Source organism: Actinomadura latina NBRC 106108, assembly GCF_001552195.1.
In the GTDB taxonomy this organism is placed as follows: domain Bacteria; phylum Actinomycetota; class Actinomycetes; order Streptosporangiales; family Streptosporangiaceae; genus Spirillospora; species Spirillospora latina.
This window is the reverse complement of record NZ_BCQS01000032.1, coordinates 104,608-130,079: the sequence shown is the minus strand read 5'-3', so window position 1 is coordinate 130,079 and position 25,472 is coordinate 104,608. Positions and strand designations below refer to the sequence as shown.

Annotated in this window: 16 protein-coding genes; 14 read left to right on the top strand and 2 right to left on the bottom strand. The window is 75.4% G+C overall.

The genetic code is table 11. The annotated features are described in order from the left end of the window. The first annotated feature begins 79 nt into the window (after window positions 1-79). The gene (locus AL2_RS30725) at window positions 80-5,464 is read left to right on the top strand and encodes a non-ribosomal peptide synthetase (RefSeq protein ID WP_218003726.1); all 5,385 of its coding nucleotides are present in this window, start codon (window positions 80-82) and stop codon (window positions 5,462-5,464) included. A gap of 6 nt (window positions 5,465-5,470) precedes the next feature. Here the strand turns inward: AL2_RS30725 and AL2_RS30720 are convergent, their stop codons facing one another. Continuing rightward, complete coding sequence (locus AL2_RS30720; RefSeq protein ID WP_168444816.1) at window positions 5,471-6,121, bottom strand: DUF1707 SHOCT-like domain-containing protein; 651 nt, start codon at window positions 6,119-6,121, stop codon at window positions 5,471-5,473. 133 nt (window positions 6,122-6,254) lie between these two features. On the opposite strand from AL2_RS30720, the gene AL2_RS30715 reads away from it, so the two are divergent. The 7 genes from AL2_RS30715 to AL2_RS30685 are packed head-to-tail and all read left to right on the top strand — an operon-like array spanning window position 6,255 to window position 13,576. Next, window positions 6,255-7,604 (top strand): lysine N(6)-hydroxylase/L-ornithine N(5)-oxygenase family protein, encoded by a 1,350-nt coding sequence (locus tag AL2_RS30715; protein WP_245667046.1) that lies wholly within the window; start codon window positions 6,255-6,257, stop codon window positions 7,602-7,604. Beyond that, the gene (locus AL2_RS30710) at window positions 7,604-8,269 is read left to right on the top strand and encodes an FMN-binding negative transcriptional regulator (RefSeq protein WP_067639817.1); all 666 of its coding nucleotides are present in this window, start codon (window positions 7,604-7,606) and stop codon (window positions 8,267-8,269) included. Before AL2_RS30715 ends, AL2_RS30710 begins: the two co-directional genes overlap by 1 nt. Then, window positions 8,266-9,750, top strand: coding sequence for an AMP-binding protein (locus AL2_RS30705; protein ID WP_067639813.1), 1,485 nt, complete (start codon window positions 8,266-8,268; stop codon window positions 9,748-9,750). The genes AL2_RS30710 and AL2_RS30705 overlap by 4 nt, the downstream gene beginning before the upstream one ends. Before the next feature lie 23 nt (window positions 9,751-9,773). Continuing rightward, the gene (locus tag AL2_RS30700) at window positions 9,774-10,895 is read left to right on the top strand and encodes a hypothetical protein (protein ID WP_067639811.1); all 1,122 of its coding nucleotides are present in this window, start codon (window positions 9,774-9,776) and stop codon (window positions 10,893-10,895) included. Then, window positions 10,892-11,680: a thioesterase II family protein gene (locus tag AL2_RS30695; RefSeq protein ID WP_067639810.1), complete on the top strand. Its 789-nt coding sequence runs from the start codon at window positions 10,892-10,894 to the stop codon at window positions 11,678-11,680. The genes AL2_RS30700 and AL2_RS30695 overlap by 4 nt, the downstream gene beginning before the upstream one ends. A 33-nt stretch (window positions 11,681-11,713) precedes the next feature. Next, a complete protein-coding gene (locus tag AL2_RS30690; RefSeq protein WP_245667045.1) occupies window positions 11,714-12,610 on the top strand; it encodes a proline iminopeptidase-family hydrolase in 897 nt (298 codons plus the stop codon). A gap of 6 nt (window positions 12,611-12,616) precedes the next feature. Then, a complete protein-coding gene (locus tag AL2_RS30685) occupies window positions 12,617-13,576 on the top strand; it encodes an ACP S-malonyltransferase (RefSeq protein WP_067639807.1) in 960 nt (319 codons plus the stop codon). Between the two features lie 17 nt (window positions 13,577-13,593). On the opposite strand, the gene AL2_RS30680 is transcribed toward AL2_RS30685, so the two are convergent. After that, the gene (locus AL2_RS30680) at window positions 13,594-13,842 is read right to left on the bottom strand and encodes an acyl carrier protein (RefSeq protein ID WP_067639805.1); all 249 of its coding nucleotides are present in this window, start codon (window positions 13,840-13,842) and stop codon (window positions 13,594-13,596) included. A gap of 17 nt (window positions 13,843-13,859) precedes the next feature. On the opposite strand from AL2_RS30680, the gene AL2_RS30675 reads away from it, so the two are divergent. The 6 genes from AL2_RS30675 (at window position 13,860) to AL2_RS30650 (ending at window position 25,467) form a co-directional block, all read left to right on the top strand. Beyond that, a complete protein-coding gene (locus AL2_RS30675) occupies window positions 13,860-15,500 on the top strand; it encodes an AMP-binding protein (protein ID WP_245667044.1) in 1,641 nt (546 codons plus the stop codon). Between the two features lie 79 nt (window positions 15,501-15,579). After that, window positions 15,580-17,064 carry an AMP-binding protein gene (locus tag AL2_RS30670; protein ID WP_067639803.1) on the top strand — a complete coding sequence of 495 codons (1,485 nt, stop codon included), beginning with the start codon at window positions 15,580-15,582 and terminating at the stop codon, window positions 17,062-17,064. Next, window positions 17,061-17,549 carry a cobalamin B12-binding domain-containing protein gene (locus AL2_RS30665; protein WP_083947052.1) on the top strand — a complete coding sequence of 163 codons (489 nt, stop codon included), beginning with the start codon at window positions 17,061-17,063 and terminating at the stop codon, window positions 17,547-17,549. Before AL2_RS30670 ends, AL2_RS30665 begins: the two co-directional genes overlap by 4 nt. Further along, window positions 17,546-18,844 (top strand): methylaspartate mutase, encoded by a 1,299-nt coding sequence (locus tag AL2_RS30660; protein WP_067639801.1) that lies wholly within the window; start codon window positions 17,546-17,548, stop codon window positions 18,842-18,844. The genes AL2_RS30665 and AL2_RS30660 overlap by 4 nt, the downstream gene beginning before the upstream one ends. After that, window positions 18,841-24,207, top strand: a complete 5,367-nt coding sequence (locus AL2_RS30655) for a type I polyketide synthase (protein ID WP_067639799.1) — start codon at window positions 18,841-18,843, stop codon at window positions 24,205-24,207. The genes AL2_RS30660 and AL2_RS30655 overlap by 4 nt, the downstream gene beginning before the upstream one ends. Before the next feature lie 6 nt (window positions 24,208-24,213). After that, window positions 24,214-25,467, top strand: a complete 1,254-nt coding sequence (locus tag AL2_RS30650; protein ID WP_067639797.1) for a type III PLP-dependent enzyme domain-containing protein — start codon at window positions 24,214-24,216, stop codon at window positions 25,465-25,467. Window positions 25,468-25,472 lie beyond the last annotated feature (5 nt).

Sequence of the window (25,472 nt, the reverse complement as noted above, 5' to 3'; positions counted from 1 at the left end):
CATGCCCGAGGACCTGCGGGGCCTGGGCTGGACGCCGGTCTCGGAGCTGGAGGATGTGGAGGTCCGGTTCGACGCCGACATGCCAGTCGCCCACGCCATCGACATCAACGCCGTGGTCACCGACACCGACCAAGGCCCCGTCCTCAATGCGTCGTTCACCTACGCGACCGGGCTCCTGGCGCAGGAGGACGTCCAAGAACTGGCCGACCTCTGGACCGAGGCGCTGACCGACCTCGCCCGGCATGCCGGCGAGACCGGAGCCGGTGGTCTGACACCGTCGGATCTGCCGATGGTGTCGCTCACCCAGTCGGAGATCAACGTCCTGGAGGCCCGCCACCCGGGCCTGGCGGACGTCTGGCCGCTGACGGCTATGCAATCGGGCCTGCTGTTCCACGCGATCCTCGCGGGCCGTGAGCTGGATCCCTACCAGATGCAGTTCGTGATGCACCTGGACGGCGTGGTGGACCCGGATCGGATGCGGGCCGCAGGGCAGGGCCTGCTGGACCGGTACCCGAACCTGCGGGTCGCGTTCGCCTTCGGGGCCGACGGCGAGCCGGTCCAGCTCGTCCCCGCGCGGGTCGGGCTGCCGTGGGAGGAGATCGACCTGCGGGACGTTCCGGAGGACGAGCGGGCCGCCCGGCTGGAGGAAGTGCTCGCCGCGGACCGCCGCGACCACTTCGACGTGATGACGGCGCCGCTGCTGCGGCTGAAGCTGATCCGGGTGGGCGAGACCCGGTCCGAGCTGGTGCTGATGGCGCATCACCTGCTGTTCGACGGATGGTCGACGCCGCTGCTGATGCACGACCTGATGGGCCTGTACGGGGAGAACGGCGACGTTTCGGCGTTGCCGCGCCCCCGTGACTACCGGGACTTCCTGGTCTGGCTGTCGCGGCAGGACCGGGAACAGTCGGCCCGAGCCTGGTCCGATGAGCTCGCGGGCGTGACGGAGCCGACGCTGCTGGCACCGCAGGCGCGGCCGGAGGACACCGACGGCGGCATCGGCCGGGTCCCGGTCGGCCTGTCGCCCGAGGACGCCCGCGCACTGGTGCGGCGGGCCGGGGAGCTGGGCGTGACGGTCAACACGGTCGTGCAGGGGGCGTGGGCGATCCTGCTGGGGCACCTCACCGGCCGCGACGACGTGCTGTTCGGCATGACGGTGTCGGGCCGCCCTCCGGCCGTCGCTGGCGTCGACGCGATGGTCGGGCTGTTCATCAACACGCTCCCGGTGCGGGTCCGCTGCAACCCCGGCGACTCGCTGGCCGACGTCCTGACCGACCTGCAGGACCGCCAGGCGGCGCTGCTCGACCATCACCACCACGGCCTGGTCGACATCCAGAAGAGCACCGGCCTGCCGGCCCTGTTCGACACCATCGTCGGCTTCGAGTCCTACCCGATCGACCGGGAGGCGCTGACGCAGGCGATCGCCGACTCACCGTTCACCATCAGCCGTTCGACGCCGGTGGACGGCACGCACTATCCGCTGACGCTGATGGCCGCCCCGGAGCCCCTGCGGATGTCGCTGCAGTACCAGCGGGCCGTCTTCGACCACGCCACGATCGAGCGGATCTCCGCGCGGTTCCTGCGCGTGCTGGACCAGATCATCGCCGACCCGGCCGTGGCGATCGCCGCCGTCGACGTCGTCACGCCCGCCGAGCGGTCGCTCGTCCTGCGGCGGTGGAACGACACGGACGCGGACGTGCCGGAGTCGACGCTGCCCGCGATGTTCGAGGCGGTCGCGGCCGCCGCGCCCGACGCCGTCGCCGTCGTGTCCGGCACCGGGTCGCTCACCTACGCCGAACTGGACGCGCGGGCCGACGCCCTGGCGTTCGAGCTCATCGGGCGCGGGGTCGGCCCGGACCGGGTCGTCGCCATCGCGGCCCGCCGCTCGCCGGACTACCTGGTGGCCCTGCTCGCCGTGCTCAAGGCGGGCGGCGCGTACCTGCCGATCGACCCGGCGTATCCGGGGCCGCGCGTCGCCTTCATCCTCGACGACGCCCGCCCGGTGGTGATCCTCACCGAACGCGAGACCGACCCCGTCCTGCCCCGGACGGACGTCCCGCGCGTCTACCTCGACACGGATGGCGGGGACGCGGATCGCGGGAACACGGCCGGCGGCCGGCGGCCCGTCACGGACGCGGACCGGCTCCGGCCGCTTCTCCCGGACGATCTCGCCTACGTCATCTACACCTCCGGGTCGTCCGGCGTCCCGAAGGGCGTCGCCATCACCCACCGCAACGTCGCCGACATGGCGCTGCACGGCTGGCCGGAGCCGGGCGGCCGGACGCTGCTGCTGTCGTCGATCGCCTTCGACGCCTCGGCGTTCGAGACGTGGCCCGCCCTGATGAGCGGCGGCACCCTGGTGATCGGGCCGGCCGACCCCGGCGACGTCCGCGAACTCGCGCGCGTCGTGGCCGAGCAGCGCGTCACCGCGCTGTTCGCGGTGCCGGCGCTGCTGGAGACCCTCGCCGCCGGCGACCACCGGCCGGCGTCGCTGGAGCGGGTCGTCACCGGCGGCGACGCGGTGGCGGCCCGGGTGATCGAGGAGTTCCGGCGCGGGCACCCCGGCGTCGACGTGGTCAACGCCTACGGCCCGACGGAGATCACCGTCGACGCGACCTACCACACGGTGGCCGCGGCGGACCCGCTGCCGGACGGGGCGGTGCCGATCGGCGCCCCCTTGCCGAACACCCGCGCGTACGTGCTGGGACCCGGGCTGGTCCCGGTGCCGCCGGGCGTGGTCGGCGAGCTGTACGTCGCCGGCGCGGGCGTCGGCCGCGGCTACCGGGACCGTCCCGGGCTGACGGCGTCGCGGTTCGTGGCCGACCCGTTCGACCCGGCGGGCGGACGGCTCTACCGCACCGGCGACCTGGTGCGGTGGACCGCCGCCGGCGAACTGGTCTTCGCCGGCCGCGGCGACGACCAGGTGAAGATCCGCGGGTTCCGGATCGAGCCGGGCGAGGTCGAGTCGGTGCTGGCCTCGCACCCCGCCATCGCCCAGGCCGTGGTCGTCGTCCGCGACCCGGCCGGCGGCGAGGCCAAGGACCTGGTCGGCTACGTGGTGCTGGACCGCGAGGTCTCGCTGATCCGGCGGGAGGCCGCGGAGGCCGAGTCGGTCGGCCAGTGGGAAGCGGTCTACGAGGACCTCTACTCGCACAAGGAGGCGTACACCGCGGATGACGCCGACGCCCCGGCCCCGGCGGCGGTGGCCGAGTTCGGCGAGAACTTCCAGGGCTGGCACAGCAGCTACTCGGGGACGCCGATCGCGCTGAGCGAGATGCGGGAATGGCGGGCCGCCGCCGTCGACCGCATCCGGGAGCTCCGCCCGTCCCGGGTCCTGGAGATCGGCGTCGGCTCGGGCCTGCTGCTGGCGCCGCTGGCGCCGGAGTGCGAGGAGTACTGGGCCCTGGACTTCTCCGCCGCCACCATCGAGTCGCTGCGGGAGCAGATCCGGCGGCTGGACCCGCCGTGGGCCGGCCGGGTGACGCTGCGCACCCGGCGCGCCGACGACGTTGACGACCTGCCCGCCGGGCACTTCGACACGATCATCGTCAACTCGGTCGTGCAGTACTTCCCCAACGCCGGCTACCTCATCGACGTCCTCGCCAAGGCCCTGCGGCTGCTGGCCCCCGGCGGCGCGGTCTACCTCGGCGACATCCGCAACAACACGCTGCTGCGCGAGTTCGCCACCGAGGTGCAGCTGGCCCGCGCCGACGCCGGCACGACGGTGGACGACCTGCGCGAGCGGGTGCGGCTGGAGATGCTCGCCGAACGCGAGCTGCTGCTGGCCCCCGAGTTCTTCGCGGCGCTGCCCCGGCTGCTGCCGGAGATCGGCGCGGTCGACGTCCGGCTCAAGGAGATGGAGGCCGCCAACGAGCTGAGCCGCTACCGCTACGAGGTGGTGCTGCGCAAGGCCCCGGCGGACGCGCGGTCGCTCGCCGGGGTCGCCGCGGCCGGGTGGGACGAGATCGGGTCGCCGGACGCGCTGCGGCGGTTCCTGACCGGGCGGCGCCCGGACGCCGTGCGGGTGACCGGGATCCCGCACGCGGAGGTGCAGCCGGTGGTGGACACCGTCCAAGGGCTCGGCACCGCGGCGGGCCACCTGAGCGCCGCCGACGTCCGGCGGCTCGACGCCGACAAGACGATGCTCACCCCCGCCGACTGCCACCGGGTCGCCGGGGAGCTCGGCTACCGGGCGGTGGTGACGTGGTCGCCCCTACCGGGCCGGATCGACGCCGTGTTCCTCCGGTCGGGTGCGGAAATTCCGCTCGCGGACGTCTACCTGCCCGCCGGCCCGGTGACCGCGCTGTCGGAGTACGTCAGCGACCCCGACGCCGCCGGGCGGGTGGAGGAGCTGCGCCGGTTCATGGCGGAACGGCTGCCAGGACACATGGTGCCGGCGGCGTTCGTCGTGCTGGACCGGATGCCGCTGATGCCGAACGGCAAGCTGGACAAGGCCGCGCTGCCCGCCCCCGTCGTCACCGGCACCGCGTACCGGGCGCCGCGCACGGTCGAGGAGGAGGTGCTCGCGGGCCTGTTCGCCGAGGTGCTGGGAGTGGACCGGGTCGGCCTCGACGACGACTTCTTCGCGCTCGGCGGGCATTCGCTGCGCGCGACCCGGCTGATCGGCCGTATCCGGGGCGCGCTCGGCGTGGACGTCCCGCTGCGGGCCGTGTTCGAGGCGCCGACGATCGCGGAGCTGACCCCGCGGCTGCGGCCCGAGACGGGCACCCGGGCCACCGACCCGTTCGCGATCGTGCTTCCCATCAAGGCCGAGGGCGATCGCAACCCCGTCTGGTGCCTGCATCCCGGCGGCGGGCTGAGCTGGGCCTACCTCGGGCTGTCGGCGAGCTTCCCCGACCGGCCCGTGTACGGGATCCAGGCCCGCGGCTTCGACGGTGCGACGCCGCTGCCCGAATCCATCGACGCGATGGCCGAGGACTACCTCGACCACATCCTCGGCACGCAGCCGGACGGGCCGTTCCACCTGCTCGGGTACTCGTTCGGCGGGATCCTCGCGCACCTGCTCGCGGTGAAGCTGCGGGCGCTCGGCCACCGGGTCGGCATGCTCGCGCTGCTGGACGCCGCCCCGCGCACGGGGGCCGGCGGCCACGACCGGGCCGGGTTCGAGCGGGCCATGCGGGGCGAGATGGAGAAGTACTTCGGGACGATGCACGGCGGCGACGAGTACCTGTCCATGGTCGACATCGCCACGACGATCATCACCGAGCACCACGAGCTGCTGCAGTCGTTCGTCTCCCCGGTCTACGACGGAGACGCCCTGCTGTTCACGGCGGCGCTGGGCCGGCCGGCGGACGCCCCGTCCGGCACGGCGCGCTGGCGGCCGAACATCACCGGGCGCATCGACGAGCGCGACGTGGACTGCACCCACCACGACATGCACCTGCCGGAGAACACCGGGCGGATGGGCGCCGTCATGAACGAGGTTCTGGCGGGGTGGGAATGAAGCGGGTCATCTCCCGAGGCTTTTGCGTTCCTTCTTCAGGAGGCGGCGCTGCTTGGCCGGAGGGAGGTCGTGGACGACGAAGACGCTGCCGCAGACGGCGACGCCCGTGACATTCACCCGGTGCGTCGCCGAATCGTCCGGGCGCTCTGGGTCCCGCTTGAATCCGCCGATGATTCCGGTTCCCGCGACGTGCACTTCGGTGTGCTCCGGGACGACGACGTAGACGGTGCTGATCCACGAGTTCACGTGAATGGTCGTCTCCGGCCCGGTGAACTGCGCCTCGCGGAGATCGATCACACCGGAGCCGATGATCGCGGTGGCCCGGTACTCGGCTCCCACGACCCAGCGCCCGGTGCGGGAGAAATCGTTGATGACGCTGACGTCTTTGGTCGTCGCCGATGCGCCGCCGGCCCATTGGATCGGCTGCAGGTCCTTTACGATGGAGGTCAGTTCGCCCTTGGACTTGGCGCGGTAGACCAAATCCAGGCGCTCTTCCAGTTCTTCGGTGGAGACCCGGCCGTCCGCCGTGGCGGCCTGCAGCACGGCCGCGGCCCGCTCGCGGTCGGAATCGGAGGCGCGAAGTTCCGGGTCGCCGGAAATAGCCTGCTGACCAGGGTTTTCCTCGGGCGCGGGCTCGGGGGAGCGTGCGGAGTCCATGGCCCGAGCATACGCCGGTCGGCCGCGCGGCCGGCCCGGCCGTCCATCCTTGACCGGCCCGCATGCGGGCAATAGCGTGATCGAAATCGAGGACGGAGTCTGGTACATGCGAGTTGATGGGGTCATTCATGATGTGGCCGGAATAGGATTCGGGCCGTCCAATCTGTCACTCGCGACCGCTCTCGACGAGCTCGGCCCCGGATCCGGCGGCCACCCGATCGACGCGGTTTTCTTCGAGAAACAGCCGGCGCTGGGCTGGCACGGGGGCATGCTGCTGCCGAACTCGAAGATGCAGGTCTCCTTTCTCAAGGACCTGGTGACGTTCCGCAATCCGGGGTCGCCGTACAGCTTCGTGTCGTACCTGCATTCGGTGGGCCGGCTGGCCGCGTTCGTCAACCGGAAGGATTTCTTTCCGAGCCGCCGGGAGTTCCACGACTACCTCGAATGGGTCGAGTCCCGGTTCACGGACCAGGTGACCTACGGCGCGGAGGTCGTGTCGGTGCGGCCGGTGCCCGGCGACCGGGCCGCCGCCGCACTCGACGAGGTGGACCTGCTGCGGCTGGAGATCCGGGAGGCCGGCTCGCCGGACGCCACCAGGATCGTGCACGCCCGCAACGTCGTGATCTCGACCGGGCTGGCGGCCCGGATGCCGGACGGCATCGAACGCGGCGACGCCGTCTGGCACAGCTCCGAGTTCATGACCGCGTTCCGGGAACTCGACACCGCCGGGCTGCGGGCCGTGGCGGTCGTCGGCGCGGGGCAGAGCGCGGCGGAGATCGTCCGCTTCGCCTACGACCATCTCCCCGACGCCGACGTGTACGCGATCCTGTCCCCGCTGGGCTACTCCATCGCCGACAGCACGCCGCTGGCCAACCAGGTCTTCGATCCGGGCGCGGTCGACGACTACTACTTCTCGGCGGAGAAGGCCAAAGAGGCGATCTGGCGCTACCACCGGAACACCAACTACTCGGTGGTCGACGACGAGCTGATCCAGGACCTCTTCGAGCGCACGTACCAGGACGAGCTCGGCCACCGCACCCGGCTGAGGTTCATGAACCTGAGCCGGGCGAAGTCGGCCGAACCGGCCGGCGGCCGGACCCGCGTGGTCGTCGAGTCGCTGCGCACGGGCGCGCTGGACCACCTGGACGTCGACCTGCTCGTGTGCGCGACCGGGTACGCGCCCATGGACCCCGCCCGCGTCCTCGGCGACCTCGCCGGGTCCTGCCTGCGCGACGACCAGGGCAGGCTGCGCGTCGACCGCGACTACCGGGTGGTGACGACCCCGGAGATCCGGTGCGGGATCTACCTCCAGGGCGGCACGGAGCACACGCACGGGCTGTCGTCGTCGCTGCTGTCCAACATCGCGACCCGCAGCGGCGACATCGCGAACTCGATCGCGCGGTCCCGCACCCGCCCGCCCGCCGGGCTCGGCGGGGAGGCGGTGCCCGGCCGCGGCGGCCTGTCCGGCGTGAAGGCGGTCTGATGCTGGTCCCCGCGATGTACCGGCCGCGCAGGACGGGCGACGTCATCGAGACCGTCCGGCGCAACCCGATGGCGCTGGTGGCCGGCAACGGCGCCCGGACGCCGTTCGCGACGCACGCGCCGGTGATCATCGAGCGGCTCGCGGCGGACCCCGGCGGCGCGGACCCGCTGACCGGGGCGTCCCTGCTGGGGCACATGAACCGGGCCAACCCGCACTGGCGGGCGCTGCGGGACGGCGGCGACGTCCTCGCCGTGTTCCAGGGGCCGCACGCCTACATCTCCCCGGCCGCCTACGAGCAGCGGCCCGCGGCGCCGACCTGGAACTTCGTCACCGTCCATCTGCGCGGGCGGATCGAGCCGCTGCCGCCCGGCGAGCCGACCCTCGGCGTCGTCACCTCGACCGTCCGGGAACTGGAGAAGGTCGCGGGCACCGCGTGGGACATGACGGACTCGCTGGGCTACTTCCGGAAGATCCTGCCGGGTGTCGGCGCCTTCCGGGTGCACGTCGAGACGGTCGAGGCCATGTTCAAGCTGAGCCAGGAGCATCCGGCGGAGGTCCGCCGCTCGATCCGCGACCACCTGTCGGCGCACGGCTGCGGGATGGGCCGCGAGCTGTCGGAGGCCATGTCGGCGGAGGAACTCGCGGCGGACCGGCGGACGGGATGACGGCCTTGGACCCGCGGGGATCGTCCGGGGAGCCGCCGGACACGCTGGGCGGTCTCGTCCGGTCGCCGGCCGGCCCCGGCCCGGCGGTGGTGATCGACGACCTGTGCGCCGACCCCGTCGACGCCAAGGCGCTCGCCGGGCATGTCGCGGCGGTCTGCGCCCGGCTGCGCGCCGCCGGTGTGGACACCGGCGCGGTGATCGCGGTCCGGGTCGGGCAGGACGCGGCCTCGGTCGTGGCGCTGCTCGCGGCGGCCGCCTACGGGACGGCGGTGCCGGTCGCGGCGGACGCGCCGGAGCTGCCCGCCGGCCCGTTCGAGATCCGCGCCCTCGTGACCGGCGTCCCCCCGGCCGGCGCCGGCTCGCCGGCGGATCGGGAGGTGGTGACCGTCGACGCGTCCGACCTGGCGGTGCTCCCGCCCGGCGACGCCGCGGCGGTGCCGGTCCGGGCACCGGCGGAGCCGGCGCTGCTGCTGTGCACGTCCGGCACCACCGGCGACCCGAAATGGGTGCGGCTCTCCCAGCGGAACCTGGTCGCCGCCGGGACGTTCATCGCGGAGTCGCTGCGGCTCACGCCCGCCGACCGCGGCCTGTCGATGATGCCGCTGCACCACGGGCACGGCATCACGGCCGGGGTGCTCGCGCCGCTGCTCAGCGGCGGTGAGCTCGTCATCATCGACTCCTCGGACCTGGCGTTCCTGCAGGAGGGCCTGCGCGGCGGGATCACCTGGTACTCGGCGGCGCCCACCGTGCACGCCTCGATGCTCGTCGCGAAGCGGTCCTGGCCGGAGTGGTTCCGGTCGTTCCGCCCCCGCGTGATCCGCTCGACGTCCGAGGCCCTGCCGGCCGCCGACCGCGCCCGGCTGGAAGCGGAGTTCGCCGCCCCGGTGATCGAGGCGTACGCGCTGACCGAGGTCCCCGGGCACGCCTGCACCCAGGTGCTCGGCACCGCCGCCGAACCCGGCTGGATGCCGCCCCAGGCCGGCGTCGAGGTCGAGACCGTCGACCCGGACGGCCGTCCGACCGGGCCGGGCGTGCCGGGCCGGATCCGGGTGCGGGGGCCGAACGTGATGCTCGGCTACGTCGGGCACGAGCCGGTGGCCCCCGGCGGCTGGTACCCGACGAGCGACATCGGCGTGCGGCGGCCGGACGGCCCGGTGTCGGTGCTGGGACGCGACTCCGAGGCCATCAAGCGCGGCGGCGAGACCATCGCCCCGGCCGTGGTCGAGTCGCTGGTGGAGAAGCACCCCGACATCGAGCGCGCGCGGGCCTGCGGCGTCCCGCACGCGAGCCTCGGCGAGCAGATCTGCGTGGCCGTGATCAGCGGGCGCGGCGCGGCGGCCGCCGGGGAACTGCTGCGGGACCTGCGGACGATGCTGCCGGCCAACCTGACGCCGTCGAGGCTCCGCGTCGTCGACGCGTTCCCCGGGAGCCCCGGGGGCAAGGTCCGGCGAAGCGACCTGCGTCCGCTGTTCGCGGAGTAGACCGTGATGCGGAGTAGGCCGTGATGCGGACGGGACGGCAGGCTGGGCCGCCGCAGGGTGCGCTCCGCCCCGATCCGGGGTCGCTCGCCGACGTCACCCGCGCGGCGCTGCGCCTGGCGTCCGGGCACGGCGCCGGTGACCGGCCGCCCACGGTGCTCGTGCTCAGCGACGGCTCGTCCGTCCTGAGCCGCGGCGACCTCGGCGCCGGCGCGGTGCGTCCGGTGCTGGAGCGCAAGTGCGAGGTGATCGAGCGCGCGACCGGGATGAGCGCCTTCCCGCTCGCGTTCGCGCGGGCCGAGCCCGCCGAGTTCGTGCGGGCGCTGGAACTGCTGCGGCCGAACTACGACGCGATCCTGATCGCCGACATCGCGGCGCCGCGCTGCTTCGAGCTGCAGCGGCTCCTCGCCGCGGGCGCCGTCGACTGCCCGGTGCTGCACGACGACCAGCACGGCACCGCCGTGATGGCCGCCGCGGTGGTGCTGACGGCGGCGGCCCGGTCCGGCCGCGGGCCCGCCGACCTGTGCGCCGTCGTCGTCGGCGCCGGCGCCGCCGGATCCTGCACGGCCCGGCTGCTGCACCACATCGGCGTCGGCGAGCTGCGCGTCGTCGACTCGGCGGGCATCCTGCGGCCCGGCCGGGCCGGGCTCAGCGCCGAGAAGGCGGAACTGGCCGCCCTGACGAACCGGCGCGGCCTCGGCGGCCCGCTCGGGGCGGCGCTGCGCGGCGCGGACGTGTGCGTCGCCCTGTCGGGCAGCCCGATCGACGCCGCCGACCTCGCCGGCATGAACGCCCGGCCGATCATCATTCCGCTCTCCTATCCGGACATCGAGGTGCGGGCCGAGGACGCCGCGGCGCTCGGCGCGGTCTACCTCCCGGCGCTGGAGCACGGCCTGAGCAACAACCTCGCCACCCCGGGCCTGCTGCTGGCGGCCTGCCGGCTCGGCCTGCGCGGGCTGTCGACGCGGGACCTGCGGGCCGCGGTGGACTGCCTGACGGCCCTGTCGGACGACCCGCCGGACCCCTCGCCCGTCCCGCGCGCCGACGCCGGTCTCCTGGCGCGCTCGATCGCGGGCGCCGTCGCCGGCGGCCGCGCCCGGGAACGCGCGAACGCCGACCCCGCCCCGTCTCGAAAGGTACGTACGTGACGACCCCAGCGAACGACCTGTGGTTCCGCCGCTACCATCCGTCGCCCGATCCGCGCGCCACGGTGTTCTGCTTCCCGCACGCCGGCGGTTCGGCGAGCTACTTCCACCCGCTGTCGGCCGCCCTGGCCCCCGAGTTCGACGTGCTGGCCGTGCAGTACCCCGGACGCCAGGACCGGCACGCCGAACCGCCGCCGCCGACCCTCCGGGAACTCGCCGACGGGATCCACGCCGCGCTGCCGCCCGCCGCGCTGCCGCCCGCCACGGGAGCGCCGGTCGTGTTCTTCGGGCACAGCATGGGCGCGGTCGTCGCGTTCGAGGTCGCGCGGCGGTGCGAAAGCCTCGGCGCCGCCCCCGCGCTGCTCTTCGCGTCCGGGGCGCGCGCGCCGAGCCGGGTCCGCGACGACGGCGTCCACCGGCGCGGCGACGCCGGCATCGTGGCCGAGCTGCGCAGCATGGGCGGCACCGACGCGCGGGTCCTGGCCGAGGCGGAGCTGCTGGAGATGGTCCTGCCGCCGCTGCGCAGCGACTACCGGGCCATCGAGACCTACCGGCAGGACGCGGGCGCGCGGATCGGCGCGCCCATCGTCGTGCTGACCGCCGTGGACGACCCGCGCACGACGGTCGACGAGGCGGAGGCGTGGCACGAGCACACCACCGCCGGTGGGTCGACCCATCTGTTCGATGGCGGCCACTTCTACCTGGAACATCACGCGGACCGGGTCATCGCCCTGGTCACCGAGACGATGCGCGGCCTCGCGCCCGCCCCGGTGCCGCGGCGGGTGTGACGCGCGGTGGCGTCCTCGGCGCGTCGTACCCCAGTGCCCAGCGTCCAGGGCACGGTCCCGTTCCGCGGGTACGAGACCTGGTACCGGATGACCGGTTCTCCCGGCGCCGGACGCCCGGCCATCGTCATCGTGCACGGCGGACCGGGCAGCACCCACGACTACCTGCGCAGCCTCGGCTCGCTCGCCGTGGGCGGGTGGCCGGTCGTCCACTACGACCAGCTCGGCAACGGCGGCTCCACCCACCTGCCCGAGCAGCCCGCCGATTTCTGGACCCCCGGGCTGTTCCTCGACGAGCTGGACAACCTGCTGGCGAGGCTCCGCGTCGACGGCGACTACATCCTGCTCGGACAGTCGTGGGGCGGCATGCTCGCGGCGTGGCACGCCTCCCGCCGCCCGCCGGGGCTGCGCGGCCTGATCGTGGCGAACGCGCCCGCCTCCTACCCGACCTGGCGGAGCGAGATGGCGGTGCTGCGCGCGGCGCTGCCCCCGGGCGTCGACGCCGTCCTGCGGGCGCACGAGGCGGCCGGGACCACCGGCTCGGCCGAGTACACCGCCGCGATGCGGGTCTTCTACGACCGGCACGTCTGCCGGCTCGACCCCTGGCCGCGCGACTACCGCGCCTCCTTCATGGAGATCGTGAACGACCCGACGGTCTACGCCGCGATGAACGGCCCGAGCGAGTTCCACGTCATCGGATCGCTGCGGGACTGGACGATCGAGGAGCACCTCCCCGCGATAGCCGTGCCGACCCTCGTCCTGTCGGGACGGTACGACGAGGCGACGGAGGCCGTCGTCCGGCCGTACGGCGAGCTCGTCCCCGGCGCCCGCCGGGTGGTGTTCGAGGAGTCCAGCCACCTGCCGCACCTGGAGGAGCCCGAGCGGTTCCTGCGCGTGCTCGCCGAGTTCCTCCTCGGCCTGGAGAAGGGATGACCCGGAATGGACGGTAGCGGCGGTGACGGCGCCGCCGGGGACGGCACGGCGGTGCTGTTCCCGGGGATGGGCCCGACGCGGTACGCCGACGTCGCGCGGTTCATGGTAGTCAACCCGGTGGCGCGCGGCCTCCTGGCGCGGGCGGACCGGCGGCTCGGCCACTCGGTGCTCGACGAGCTGGAGGCGGCCGAGGGCGACTACAGCGAAAGCGCCCAGGTGGCCTTCATGGTGGCGTGCGTCGCGCTCGCCGAATGGGCCCGCACCGAGCACGGCGCCGAGGCGTCCGCGTGCGTCGGGCCGAGCTTCGGCGGGAAGCCGCTGTCGGTGTTCTGCGGGTCGCTGCCGTTCGAGGACGCCGTCTGGATGACGGCGGCCCTGGCCGGGTGCATGGCGCGCTTCTTCGCCACCGAGTGCCGGGACGTCGTGACGCACTCGTTCGTCCGGGTGTCCGGCGAGCAGCTGGCGGAGATCCTCGGCGACCTGGACGCCCGCGGCGAGTGGGCCGACGTCGCCTGCCGCGTCGACCGCGACCTGCACATGGTGTCGCTGCGCGAGCGGAACCTGGAGTGGCTGGACAAGCGGATCCGCGGCTTCGGCGGCCTGTCGCTGTACACGATGCGCCCGCCGCTGCACTCGGCGGCGTTCGGCGGGCTGCGGCGCGTCGCCGAGGACGAGGTGCTCGGCGGGCTCGCGTTCGCCGACCCGGCGCTGCCCGTCGTCGCCGACCACGACGGCGCCGTCCTGCGGACCGGGGCCGGGATCCGCGCGATGCTGCTGGACGGCATCGTCCGGCCGGTCGACTGGCCCGCCGCCGTGCGGGCGCTGCGCGGACTCGGCGTCGGGCGGCTCCGCGTGTGCGGACCGGACGGCCTGTTCGGGCGGGTCGCCTGCACCAGGGACAGCTTCGAGGTGCAGACCGTCGACCCGCAGGCGGCCCTGCGGCCCCGCGCCGCCGGCCGGCGCTGAACCGGTGCCGCGCGGCGTCAGCCGGCGGCCGGGCCGAGGGACGCCGACAGCGCCGACCAGAGGACGGACGGCGTCCGGAAGGTCTCCATGCTGAGCGCCTCCTCCGGGAACCTGGTCTCGAAGCGGCTCTCCAGCGCGCCGAGCAGCTCCACCGTCGCCAGGGAGTCGAGCCCGTAGTCGCGGAGCTCGGCGTCCGGCGGCAGCGGCTCGTCACCCGGCAGGTAGGGCAGGTACGGCCGGATCGTCTTCTCGAACTCGTCCCACATGCCCACGGACGTTAGCGGTGGCGGCCCGCGCTGCCGACCCCTACCTTCCCGAGCACGGCCCCGGGCACGGGCGGACCGGCATGACGGAGGACGCGATGGACGAACCGGCGCCGGACGGGCTCCACGGGCGCTTCCTGCGCGGCCTCGCGCTCGCCCCGGACGGGACGGCGATCCGGGCCGCCGGCCGCCGGGTCACCTACGCGCAGGCGCACGAGCTGGCGCTGAACTGGGCCGGAACCCTGGCCGGACGGGAGCCGGAGGCCGTCGGGGTGCTCGCCGGCAAGAGCCCCACCGCCTACATCGGCGTGCTGGCCGCGCTCTACGCGGGGGCGGCGGTGGTCCCGCTGCGTCCCGGCTTCCCCGCGCGCCGCAACGCCCAGATGCTCGCCGCCTCGGGAGCGAGCGTGCTCGTGGCCGACCGGGACGGCGCGCAGACGCTGGACGCCCTGGCCGAAGCGGGCGGTCCGGCCGTCCGCGCCGTCCCCGTCCTCGCCCCGGACGGCGGGTTCGCCGCCGCGCCGCCGTTCCCGGTGCTCGAAGCGGACCCGCGGTGCGCGCTGCCGGAGCCGCGCCCGGCCGGGCCGGCGGACCCCGCGTTCATCCTGTTCACCTCCGGCTCCACCGGCCGCCCCAAGGGCGTGGTGATCACCCACGGGAACACCGGCCACTACTTCGGCCTGCTGGACGCCCGCTACGACTTCGGCCCGCGGGACGTCTTCTCCCAGGCCTTCGACCTCAACTTCGACTGCGCCCTGTTCGACATGTTCTGCGCGTGGGGCGCGGGCGCGGCGGCCCTCCCGATCCCGCCCGCCGCCTACCGCGACCTGCCCGGCTTCCTGGCGGACAACGGCGTCACCGTCTGGTTCTCCACGCCCAGCGCCATCGACCTGGTCCGCCGGATGGGCGGGCTGGGGCCGGGTTCCCTGCCGGGGCTGCGGTGGAGCTTCTTCGCGGGGGAGGCGTTCCGCTGCCGCGACGCCCGCGACTGGCAGGCGGCGGCGCCCGGCTCCGCCGTCGAGAACCTCTACGGGCCGACGGAGCTGACCGTGACCATCGCCGCGCACCGCTGGGCGGGCGAGGCCACCGCGCGGTCGGCCGTCAACGGCGTCGTGCCCATCGGCGCGGTCCACGCCGGGCACCGGCACCTCCTGCTCGGCGACGACGGCGAGCGGGCCCGCGACGAGGGGGAGCTCTGCGTCGCCGGGCCGCAGCTCGCCCGCGGCTACCTCGACCCCGCCGACGAGGACGGGCGCTTCCTCGACCTGGACGGGCACCGCTGGTACCGGACGGGGGACCGGGTCCGGCGGATCGGCGCCGGGACCCTCGCCTACCTGGGCCGGCTCGACTCCCAGATCCAGGTGCGGGGCTGGCGGATCGAGCTCGCCGAGGTGGAGCACGCGCTGCGCGAGGCGGGCCTGCCGGACGCCGTCGCGGTCGGCGCCGACGGGCCCGGCGGCACGGCCATCGTCGCGTTCCACACCGGCCCCCCGGTCGCCGCCGCCGAGATCGTCGGCAGGCTGCGGCGGATCCTCCCGGACGGCGCCGTCCCGCGGCACTTCCGCCGGCTGCCGGAACTCCCGCTGAACGCGAACCGGAAGACCGACCGGGCGGCGCTCGCCGCGCGGGCGGCGGAACTGCTCGGAGGGCCGCGTGGATAGGGGTCGTAGGGGTGTGCCCCGCACGGCCGCCTCGCTAGCTTCGGGCCGAGCGCAAGCAGGGGCGGGGAGAGGGGCGGACGTGGACGGACTCGAACTCCCGCCGCGCGCCGCGCTCGTCCACACCCTCCTGGACGACGCGGCGGCCGACGCGCCCGCCGCCCGCGCGGTACGCGACGCGGACGGCGGCTGGACGTACCGCGAGACCGCCGACCACAGCCACGCAGCCGCGGCCTGGCTGCGGGACAGGGGCGTCGAGCCGGGCGACCGGGTCCTGGTGCAGTGGCCGACCGACCGCCGGCTGGTCGCGCTGCTCTACGGCGCCAGCCGGGCCGGCGCGGTCCTCGTCCCGGTCAACCCCGACACGCGGCCGTTCCAGCTGCGGTCCATCGTCGCGAGTGCCGGGCCGCGGCTCGTCCTCACCGCGAACGACCGGGAGCTCGCCTGGAAGGAGATCGAGGACCTGCGCGGCCGGGGCGTGCGCGCCGACCCGGCGGGCACCGCGCCGGACGACCTCGCGGTCCTCGTCTACACCTCCGGCAGCACCTCGGTGCCGAAAGGCGTGATGGAGCCGCACGCGCAGATCGTGTTCGCCACCCGCGCGCTCGTCGCGGCGCTCCGGTACCGGGCGTCGGACGTCGTCTTCTGCCGCTTCCCGATCTCCTGGGACTACGGCCTCTACAAGGTGCTGATGTGCGCCGCGGCGCGCTGCGAGATCGTCCTGGCCGGGGACGAGTCGGACCTCGTGCTGCTGCGGCGGATGCGCGAGGTCGGCGCGACCGTCGTGCCGATCGTCCCCTCCCTCGCCACCATGATCGTCAAGCTGGCGGGCCGCGCGGCCGGGCCGTCCGGCGGGAACCGGATCCGGATGTTCACCAACACCGGCGCCGCGCTGCCGCCCGCGACCGCGGACCGGCTCCGGGCGGCGTTCCCGGGCGCCGTCGTCGTCCGCCAGTACGGGCAGACGGAGTGCAAGCGCGCCGCCGTCATGCCGCCGGAGGAGGAGCGCTCCCGCCCCGGCTCGTGCGGGCGGCCCCTCCGCGGCACCGCGATCGCGATCCTCGGCGCGGACGGGCACGAGGTGCCCGCCGGCGAGGTCGGCGAGATCGTCGTGACCGGCCCGCACGTCATGCCCGGCTACTGGCGCGAACCCGAGCTCACCGCCCGCACCTTCCGGACGGACCCCGCGACCGGCGTGCGGCGGCTGCACACCGGCGACCACGGCCGGGTCGACGAGGACGGCTACCTGTACTTCCACGGCCGGGTCGACGACATGTTCAAACGCAAGGGCGTCCGGATGAGCACGCTGGAGATCGAGGGCGCCGCGCTGGACATCCCCGGTGTCCGCGCCGCCGGGGTCGTCCCGCCGTCCGCTGACCGCGACCTCGCCATCTGCGTGGAGGGCGACCTGCCCCCGCACGCCGTCCTGCGCGAGCTGGCGCGGCGCCTGGAACCCGCGAAGGTCCCGTCGCTGTGCCACGTCGTCGACGCGCTCCCCCTCACCGCGCACGGGAAGAACGCGAGCACGGAACTGGCGGCGCTGCTCGACGAGGCCGTCACCCGATGACGGGCGCGACGGCCTCGTCGAGCAGCGCGGCCCGGTTCCGCCCCGGCGCCCGCCCGGACCGCGCGGGGACGTCCCCCGCCATCGTGGTCAGCGGCCTGGCCTCCGACGCCCACACCTGGAACCTCGTCTACATCCAGCTGCTGATCGAGGAGTTCGGGTTCACCGTGGCGAACCTGGGCCCGTGCGTCCCCGACGACCTGCTGGTCGCCGAGTGCTGCGCGCGGCGCCCCGCGATGGTCGTGCTCAGCAGCGTCAACGGGCACGGGCACCGCGACGGCCTGCGGGCCGTCGCCCGGCTGCGCGCCCGCCCGGAACTCGACCGCGTGCCGATCGTGATCGGCGGGAAGCTCGGGGTGTCCGCCGCCGGCCGCGCCGGGCGCGCGGCGGACCTGCTCGCCGCCGGGTACGACGCCGTCTACGACGACGCCGGCGGCACCGAGTCGTTCCGGAGCCTGGTCGCCTCCCTCGCGGCGGTCTCGGCGTGAGCTTCGGCGGGTTCGTGCGGAACCGGCGCGCGGCGGGCGAACTGGTCGTGCAGCCGCGCATGGGCTTCGGCGACCCCGCGCTCATGCGGGCCGGCCTGGCGGCGGTGAAGCGGGCCCGCGCCGTGACGGCCGGGACCGTCACGCTCGACAGCTACACCCGTCTCGGGGACGTGGAGTCGGCCGGCCGGGCGCTGCGCGACGGGGACGCCCTCAACGGCTACCCGCTGCTCAGCCACGACGCCGCCACGACCCGGGCGATGGTCGGCGGGCTCGCCGGCGACGACTTCCCGGTCCAGGTCCGGCACGGCTCCGCCGAACCGCTGGAGATCTTCCGCGGGATGATCCGGGCCGGGCTGGACGCCACCGAGGGCGGCCCGGTCTCGTACTGCCTGCCCTACGGCCGGACGCCGCTCGCCGCGTCCGTCCGCCAGTGGACGGAGTCGTGCAAGAGGCTCGCGGCCGTGCGGGAGACGGGGCGCGAACCCCACCTGGAGACGTTCGGCGGCTGCCTGATGGGGCAGCTGTGCCCGCCGGGGCTGCTGGTCGCCGTCAGCGTCCTGGAGGCGATGTTCTTCCGCGCCCTGGGGCTGCGGTCCATCTCCGTCAGCTACGCGCAGCAGACGAACGCGGCGCAGGACGAGGAGGCCGTCCGGGCGCTGCGCCGGCTGTGCGGCGAGCTGCTCCCCGAGACCGACTGGCACGTCGTCGTCTACACCTACATGGGGCTGTACCCGCGGAGCCGGGCCGGCGCCCGGGAGCTGCTGGCCCGCGCCGCCCGGCTGGCGGTCGCCACGGGCAGCGAGCGGCTCATCGTCAAGACGGTCGCCGAGTCGCGGCGGATCCCGACGGTCGCGGAGAACGTCGAGGCCCTCGAACTCGCGGCCGCCGTCGCCGCCTCGGCGCGCCGCGAGCTCCCGGCGGCCCCGGCCGGGCCCGCCGGCGGGGAGACCTACCGGGAGGCGCTGGCCCTGATCGACGCCGTCCTCAACTGCGCGTCCGGCATCGGCGACGCGCTGGTGGCGGCGTTCCGGCGCGGCCTGCTCGACGTCCCGTTCTGCCTGCACCCCGACAACGCGGGCCGCGCCCGGAGCCGGCTGGACGGCGATGGGCGGCTCCGCTGGGCCGACCTCGGCTCGCTGCCCCTGGCCGGCGTCGTCGAGCCCCGCCGGGACGGCGCCGCGCTGACGGCCGCCGGCCTCATGGACGCGCTCTCCCACGTCCAGCGGACGTTCGACGGGGCGGCCCTGGCGCGGCCGGACACCCCCTCCGCCCTGGTGAGGATGACGAACGAATGAGTGAGACCGCCCCCACCGAGCAGCTCGTCGAGGCGCTGCGCCGCTCCGTCCTGGACAACGAGCTGCTGCGCCGCGAGAACGAGCGCCTGGCCGCGGCGAGCGCGGAACCCATCGCGATCACCGGGATGGCCTGCCGGTACCCGGGCGGCGTGGCGTCGCCGGACGGGCTGTGGGACCTCGTCGCGTCCGGCGCGGACGCCATCGGGCCGTTCCCCGGCGACCGCGGCTGGGACCGGGACGCGCTGTACTCGCCGGTGCCGGGCGTGCCGGGGACCACGTACTCCTGCGAGGGCGGCTTCCTCTACGACGCGGCCGGCTTCGACGCGGACTTCTTCGGGATCTCGCCCCGGGAGGCCCTGCGGATGGACCCGCAGCAGCGGCTGCTGCTGGAGACGTCCTGGGAGGCGCTGGAGCACGCGCGGATCGTGCCGGCGGCGCTGCGCGGCACCACCGCCGGCGTGTACGCCGGCGTGATGTACCACGACTACGGGGCCGGCAGCAGCGACGGCAGCCTCGTCTCCGGGCGGGTCGCCTACACGCTGGGACTGGAGGGGCCCGCGGTCTCGGTCGACACCGCCTGCTCGTCCTCGCTGGTGGCGCTGCACCTGGCGGCGCACGCGCTGCGCCGGGGCGACTGCTCGCTGGCGCTGGCCGGCGGCGTGACCGTGATGACCGAGCCGGACATGTTCGTGTACTTCAGCGAGCAGCGGGGGCTGTCGTCCGACGGGCGCTGCAAGTCGTTCTCGGCGGCGGCCGACGGCGTCGGCTGCGCGGAGGGCGCCGGGGTCCTGGTGCTGGAGCGGCTCTCCGACGCGGTGCGCGCGGGACGCCGAGTCCTGGCGGTGGTCCGCGGCTCTGCGGTGAACCAGGACGGCGCGTCCAGCGGCTTCACGGTGCCGAACGGCCCGGCGCAGCAGCGCGTCATCGCGGCGGCGCTGGCCGACGCGCGGCTGGCGCCGGAGGACGTGGACGCGGTCGAGGCGCACGGGACGGGGACGCGGCTCGGCGACCCCATCGAGGCGCGGGCGCTGCTGGCCGCCTACGGCCGGGACCGGGACGCGGAGCGGCCGCTGTGGCTCGGCTCGGTGAAGTCGAACATCGGGCACGCGCAGGCCGCGGCCGGGGTCGCCGGAGTGATCAAGCTGGTGCAGGCGCTGCGGCACGGGACCCTGCCGCGGACGCTGCACGCCGGCGAGCCGTCGCCCGAGGTGGACTGGGCGGCCGGCGGGGTCCGGCTGCTGACGGAGGAGGTGCCGTGGCCGCGCGGCGGGCGCCCGCGCCGGGCCGCGGTGTCGTCGTTCGGGCTCAGCGGCACCAACGCGCACGTGATCGTCGAAGAGCCGCCGGCGGAGGGCGCGGGCGCCGTCCCCGAGCCGGCGGCGGGACCGGGACTGGTCTCCTGGCCGGTGTCGGCGCGGTCGGAGGCGGGTCTGGCGGGCCAGGCCGGGGCGCTGGCGGAGTTCGTGCGGGACCGCCCGAGCCTGCCGCCGGCGTCCGTGGCGCGGGCGCTGGCGGTGTCGCGGTCGGTGTTCGAGCACCGGGCCGTGGTGTCCGGGCGGTCCGCCGAGGAGATCCTCGCGGGCCTGGACGCGCTGGCCGAGGGCCGGACCGCGGCCGGCGCGGTGTCCGGACGCGCCTCGGCGGCCCGGGTGGCGCTGGTGTTCTCCGGCCAGGGCTCGCAGCGTCCCGCGATGGGGGCGCGGCTCGCCGCGGCGCACCCCGTGTTCGCGGCCGCGTACGGCGAGGCGTGCGCCGCGTTCGACGGGCTGCTCCCGCGCCCGCTCGCGGACGTCGTCGCCTCCGGCGACGGCCTGGACGAGACCGCCTGCACGCAGCCCGCGCTGTTCGCCCTGCACACCGCCCTGGCCCGGCTCCTGGCGTCCTTCGGCGTCGCCCCGGTCGCGGTGGCCGGGCACTCGATCGGCGAGATCTCCGCCGCCCACATCGCGGGCGCCCTCGACCTGGCGGACGCCGCCCGGCTGGTCGCGGCCCGCGCCGCCGCCATGCAGGCCCTGCCGCCCGGCGGGGCGATGGCCTCGGTCTCCGCCGGCCACCGGGCCGTCGCGGCGGTGCTCGCCGGCGACGACGGCCCCGGCTTCCCGGGGGCCGACATCGCTGCGGTCAACTCACCCGTCCACACCACCATCTCCGGCGACGCCGACGCCGTGCGCGGGGCCGTGGCCCACTTCGCCGCGAACGGTGTGCGGACGTCGATGCTGCCGGTGTCCCACGCGTTCCACTCCCGGCTGATGGACCCGGCCCTGCCCGGCCTGGCGGAGGCCGCCGCGGCGGTGAACTGGCGCACCCCGGGCGTCCCCGTCGTGTCGACCCTCACCGGGCTGACCCTCACCGCCGAGCGGCTCGCCGACCCAGGGCACTGGACGCGCCACGCCCGCCGGCCCGTCGACTTCCCCGCCGCGCTGGCGACGCTCACCGGGACGCACCGCGCGACCGCCCTCCTGGAGGTCGGACCCGACCACACCCTCACCACCCTGACCGGCCACACCCTCGGCAGCGAGGTCGCCGCGATCCCGGCGCTCCGCCCGGACCGGGACGAGGACGCGGCCCTGGCGGAGGCCCTGGCCCGGCTCCACGTCACCGGCGCCGCCGTCGACTGGGCCCGCACCGTGCCCAGCACCGGGGACTCCGGCGTCGACCTGCCGACCTACGCCTTCCAGCGCACCCGCTACTGGCTCACCCCGCCGGCGACCACCCGCACGACCGGCCTGGAACCGACCGGGCATCCGCTCCTGCCGGCCGCCACCACCCTCGCCACCGACGGCACGCTCCTGCTCACCGGGACGCTCGCCCCGCACAGCACGCCGTGGCTTACCCAGCACACCGTCAACGGAGCCCCGCTCCTCCCCGGCACCGCGCTCCTGGAACTCGCCCTGCACGCCGCCGAACGCACCGGGACTCCGTATCTCGAAGAGTTCACCGTCCACACGCCGCTCACCGTCGCCCAGGACCGTCCGACCACCGTCCAGGTCCACGTCGGCGCCCCCGACCCCGGCACCGGGCGGCGCACCCTCGAACTGTTCTCCAGCGCCGCGGCCGGCGGCGCGTGGACCAGCCATGCGGAAGGGGCCCTGGAGCAGGGGCCGGGCGGCGAGACGGCCTTTCCCGTGCCGGAGCAGTGGCCCCCGCCCGGCGCCGAGGCCATCGACGTCTCGGACGCGTACGCCGGCCTGGCCGATCGCGGACTCGGCTACGGCCCCGTCTTCCAGGGCCTGACGGCCGCGTGGCGCCTGGGCGACGACGTGTTCGCCGAAGCCGTCCTGCCGAGCGGTGTCGACGCCGCCGGATACGGCGTCCACCCCGCTCTGCTCGACGCCGCCCTGCACGCGCCGGCCCTCTTGGACAGTGACGCCTCCGGTGACGCCGCCGCCGACGCTCCCCTGATCCCGTTCTCCTGGAGCGGCACGCTGCTCCACGCGCGGGGCGCGACCGCGCTGCGGGTCCAGGTGAGCCGGCGGGAGGACGGCACGGCGGCGGTCGCGTGCGCCGACATGACCGGCGCGCCGGTCTTCTCCGCCGAGTCGCTGGTGGCGCGGCCGGCGCCGCCGCAGGCCATCGGCACCGGCGAGAACCTGCTGGAACTCTCCTGGGTGCCGGCGGCGCCCGCGACCTCCGCGCCGCCGGCCATGGCCTTCGCCGGCACGGACGCCATCGGTTCCGTCCCGGGCGGCGCGCAGGCACCCGACGTCATCGTCGTTCCCTGCCTGCACGACGCGGCGGCCGACGTGCCCGCCGCGGTCCGGGAGACGGCGCATGCCGTCCTGGGCCTGCTGCGGACCCGGCTCGGGGACGAGTGGCCGGACGGGTCCCGCGTCGCGGTGGTGACGCGCGGCGCGGTGGCGGCGGTCCCCGGCGAGGCCGTGGCCGATCTCGCCGGGGCCGCGCTGTGGGGCCTCGTGCGCTCGGCGGAACTGGAGAGCCCCGGCTGCTTCGTCCTCGTCGACGCCGACGCCGACGCCGACATCGACGCCGACGGTGCGTCCGACCTGGCGGGGCCGGTCGCCGGGGCGCTCGCGACGGGCGAACCGCAGGTCGCCGTCCGGGGCGGCCGGTTCCTCGTCCCGCGGCTCGCGCGCGCCTCCGCTCCGGTCGCACCGCGCAGCCCCCACATGTTCGGCCCGGACGACACGGTCCTCGTCACCGGCGGGACGGGGGCGCTCGGCGCGTTCGTCGCCCGGCACCTGGTGACCGCGCACGGGGCGCGCAACCTGATCCTGGCGAGCCGCAGGGGCGCGGACGCGCCGGGAGCGGCGGACCTCGCCGCCGAACTGTCCGCGCTCGGCGCCGGCGTCCGGCCGGCCGCCTGCGACGTCGCCTCCCCGGCCGGGCTCGCCGCGCTGCTGGCCTCGATCCCGGCAGGGCAGAGGCTCGCCGGAGTCGTGCACTGCGCCGGCGTGACCGACGACGGGGTGATCGGGTCGATGACCCCGGAGCGGATGGACGCCGTCCTGCGCCCGAAGGCGGACGCGGCGTGGAACCTGCACGAGCGCACACGGGATCTCGACCTCGGCATGTTCGTGCTCTTCTCCTCCGTGGCCGGGACGCTCGGCTCGGCGGGCCAGGCGAACTACGCGTGCGCCAACGCCTTCCTCGACGGGCTGGCGTCCCACCGCCGGGGCCTCGGCCTGCCGGGGCAGTCGCTGGCCTGGGGGCCGTGGGCCGGGCAGGGGATGGCGGAGCGGCTGACGGCGGCCGACACCGGCCGCATGGCGGCCTCCGGGCTGCTCGGCCTCTCCCCGCAGGAGGGGCTGGCGCTGTTCGACGCCGCGCACGCCGCCGGAGGCCCGGCGCTCGTGCCGGTCCGGGTCGACACCGCGGCGCTCCGGGAGCAGGGCGCGGGCCTGCCGCCGATGCTCGCCGCCCTCGCCGGCCCGCGCCGGGCGGCCCCGCCCGAGCCCGCGCGGGACGCCCGCGCCGGCTTCGCGGAGCGGCTGACCGGACTCGCCGCCCGGGACGCGTCGCGGGTGCTCGCCGACCTCGTCCAGGCGAGCGCGGCGGCGGTCCTCGGGCACGGCTCGCCCGCGGCGTTCGCGCTCGACCGGCCGTTCAAGGACTCCGGCTTCGACTCGCTGACCAGCGTCGAGCTGCGCAACCGGCTGGCGGCCGCCACCGGGCTGCGCCTCCCGTCCACGCTGGCCTTCGACTACCCCACCGCGTCCGAGCTGGCCGGGCACCTGCTCCGGCTGCTGCTGCCGGAGGCCGTCCCGGAGCCGGACGAGGACCGGCCCCCTTCCGGTGACTCGTCCGGTGACGCGTCCGCCGGGATCCCCGACGACGACGCGATCGACGCGATGGACGCCGAGGCCCTGATCGACATGCTGATGCCCGGCCACGACCTGAAGTGAGGACGCATGCCGCGAGCCCGTGACGAAGTGCCGCACGCCCGGCTCACCGCACGGTACGGGACCCCGCTCTACGTCTACGACCTGGACGACGTCGCCGAAGCGAGATCCGGCCTGTTCGCGTCGCTGCCCGAGGACGTCGACCTGTACTACGCGCTGAAGGCGAACCCGCACCCCGACGTCGTCCGCGCCCTGGGGGCGGGGGCCGGAGGACGGGGCTGCGGCGCGGAGATCAGTTCCACCGGGGAGCTCGCCGCCGTCCTCGACGCCGGGCTGACCGGCGCCGACTGCCTGTACACCGGGCCGGGCAAGACGGAACGCGAGCTCGACGAGGCCGTCGGGCTCGGCGTCCGGCTGTTCTCCACCGACTCCGTCACCGACGTGCGGCGGCTCGACGCCGTGGCGTCCCGGCACGGCGTCCGCGTCGAGGCGCTGCTGCGGATCAACGCGGAGAGCGCGAGCGCGGCGACCGCCATCCGGATGACGGGCACCCCGTCCCAGTTCGGCTTCGACGCGGAGGTGCTCGGCGAGGCGCTCGACGAGCTCCGCCGGCCCGGCGCCCTCGGCGCGGTGGACATCACCGGAATGCACTTCTTCCCGCTGAGCAACAGCTCCGACGAGGACAACCTCATCGCCGAGTTCCGGCACACCCTCGCCACCGCCGCCGCGCTGAGCCGCAAGTTCGAGCTGCCGCCGCGCCGGCTCGACATCGGCGGCGGGTTCAGCGCCCCGTACGGCGTCCCGGGCCCGCGCCCGCGCTACCCCCGGCTGCGCGGCGAGCTGGCGGCCGCGCTGGACGCCGAGTTCCCCGGCTGGCGGGCCGGTTCCCCGCGCGTCGCGTGCGAGAGCGGCCGGTACCTGGCCGGCGGCTGCGGCACGCTGCTGGCGACCGTCACCAACGTCAAGGTGAGCCGCGGCCGCACGTTCGTGGTCACCGACGCGGGCATCAACGTCTTCGGCGGCATGTCGGGGCTCGGCCGGCTGCTGCCGGTGGCGGTCGCGCCGGCCGGGCCGGCCGGGCGCCCGGCGGCGCGCGCCACCCTCACCGGCCCGCTGTGCACGCCGGGCGACGTGCTCGGCCGGGAGATCGAGCTGCCCGCCCTCGGACCCGGCGACCTGGTGGCGATCCCCAACGCCGGGGCGTACGGGCCGACGGCCAGCCTGCTGACGTTCCTCGGGCGGCCCGCGCCCGCCGAGGTGACCGTCCGGGACGGCGCCGTCGTCTCGGCCTCGCGGCTGGTGCACCACCGTTCGCCGCTATGACCGAC

Bases quoted from the DNA above. Each gene is read 5' to 3' on its own strand.
- AL2_RS30725 (WP_218003726.1), top strand. From the start codon at position 80: ATGCCAGTCGCCCACGCCATCGACATCAACGCCGTGGTCACCGACACC.
- AL2_RS30720 (WP_168444816.1), bottom strand. From the start codon at position 6,121: ATGGACTCCGCACGCTCCCCCGAGCCCGCGCCCGAGGAAAACCCTGGT.
- AL2_RS30710 (WP_067639817.1), top strand. From the start codon at position 7,604: ATGCTGGTCCCCGCGATGTACCGGCCGCGCAGGACGGGCGACGTCATC.
- AL2_RS30705 (WP_067639813.1), top strand. From the start codon at position 8,266: ATGACGGCCTTGGACCCGCGGGGATCGTCCGGGGAGCCGCCGGACACG.
- AL2_RS30700 (WP_067639811.1), top strand. From the start codon at position 9,774: ATGCGGACGGGACGGCAGGCTGGGCCGCCGCAGGGTGCGCTCCGCCCC.
- AL2_RS30685 (WP_067639807.1), top strand. From the start codon at position 12,617: ATGGACGGTAGCGGCGGTGACGGCGCCGCCGGGGACGGCACGGCGGTG.
- AL2_RS30680 (WP_067639805.1), bottom strand. From the start codon at position 13,842: ATGTGGGACGAGTTCGAGAAGACGATCCGGCCGTACCTGCCCTACCTG.
- AL2_RS30665 (WP_083947052.1), top strand. From the start codon at position 17,061: ATGACGGGCGCGACGGCCTCGTCGAGCAGCGCGGCCCGGTTCCGCCCC.
- AL2_RS30655 (WP_067639799.1), top strand. From the start codon at position 18,841: ATGAGTGAGACCGCCCCCACCGAGCAGCTCGTCGAGGCGCTGCGCCGC.
- AL2_RS30650 (WP_067639797.1), top strand. From the start codon at position 24,214: ATGCCGCGAGCCCGTGACGAAGTGCCGCACGCCCGGCTCACCGCACGG.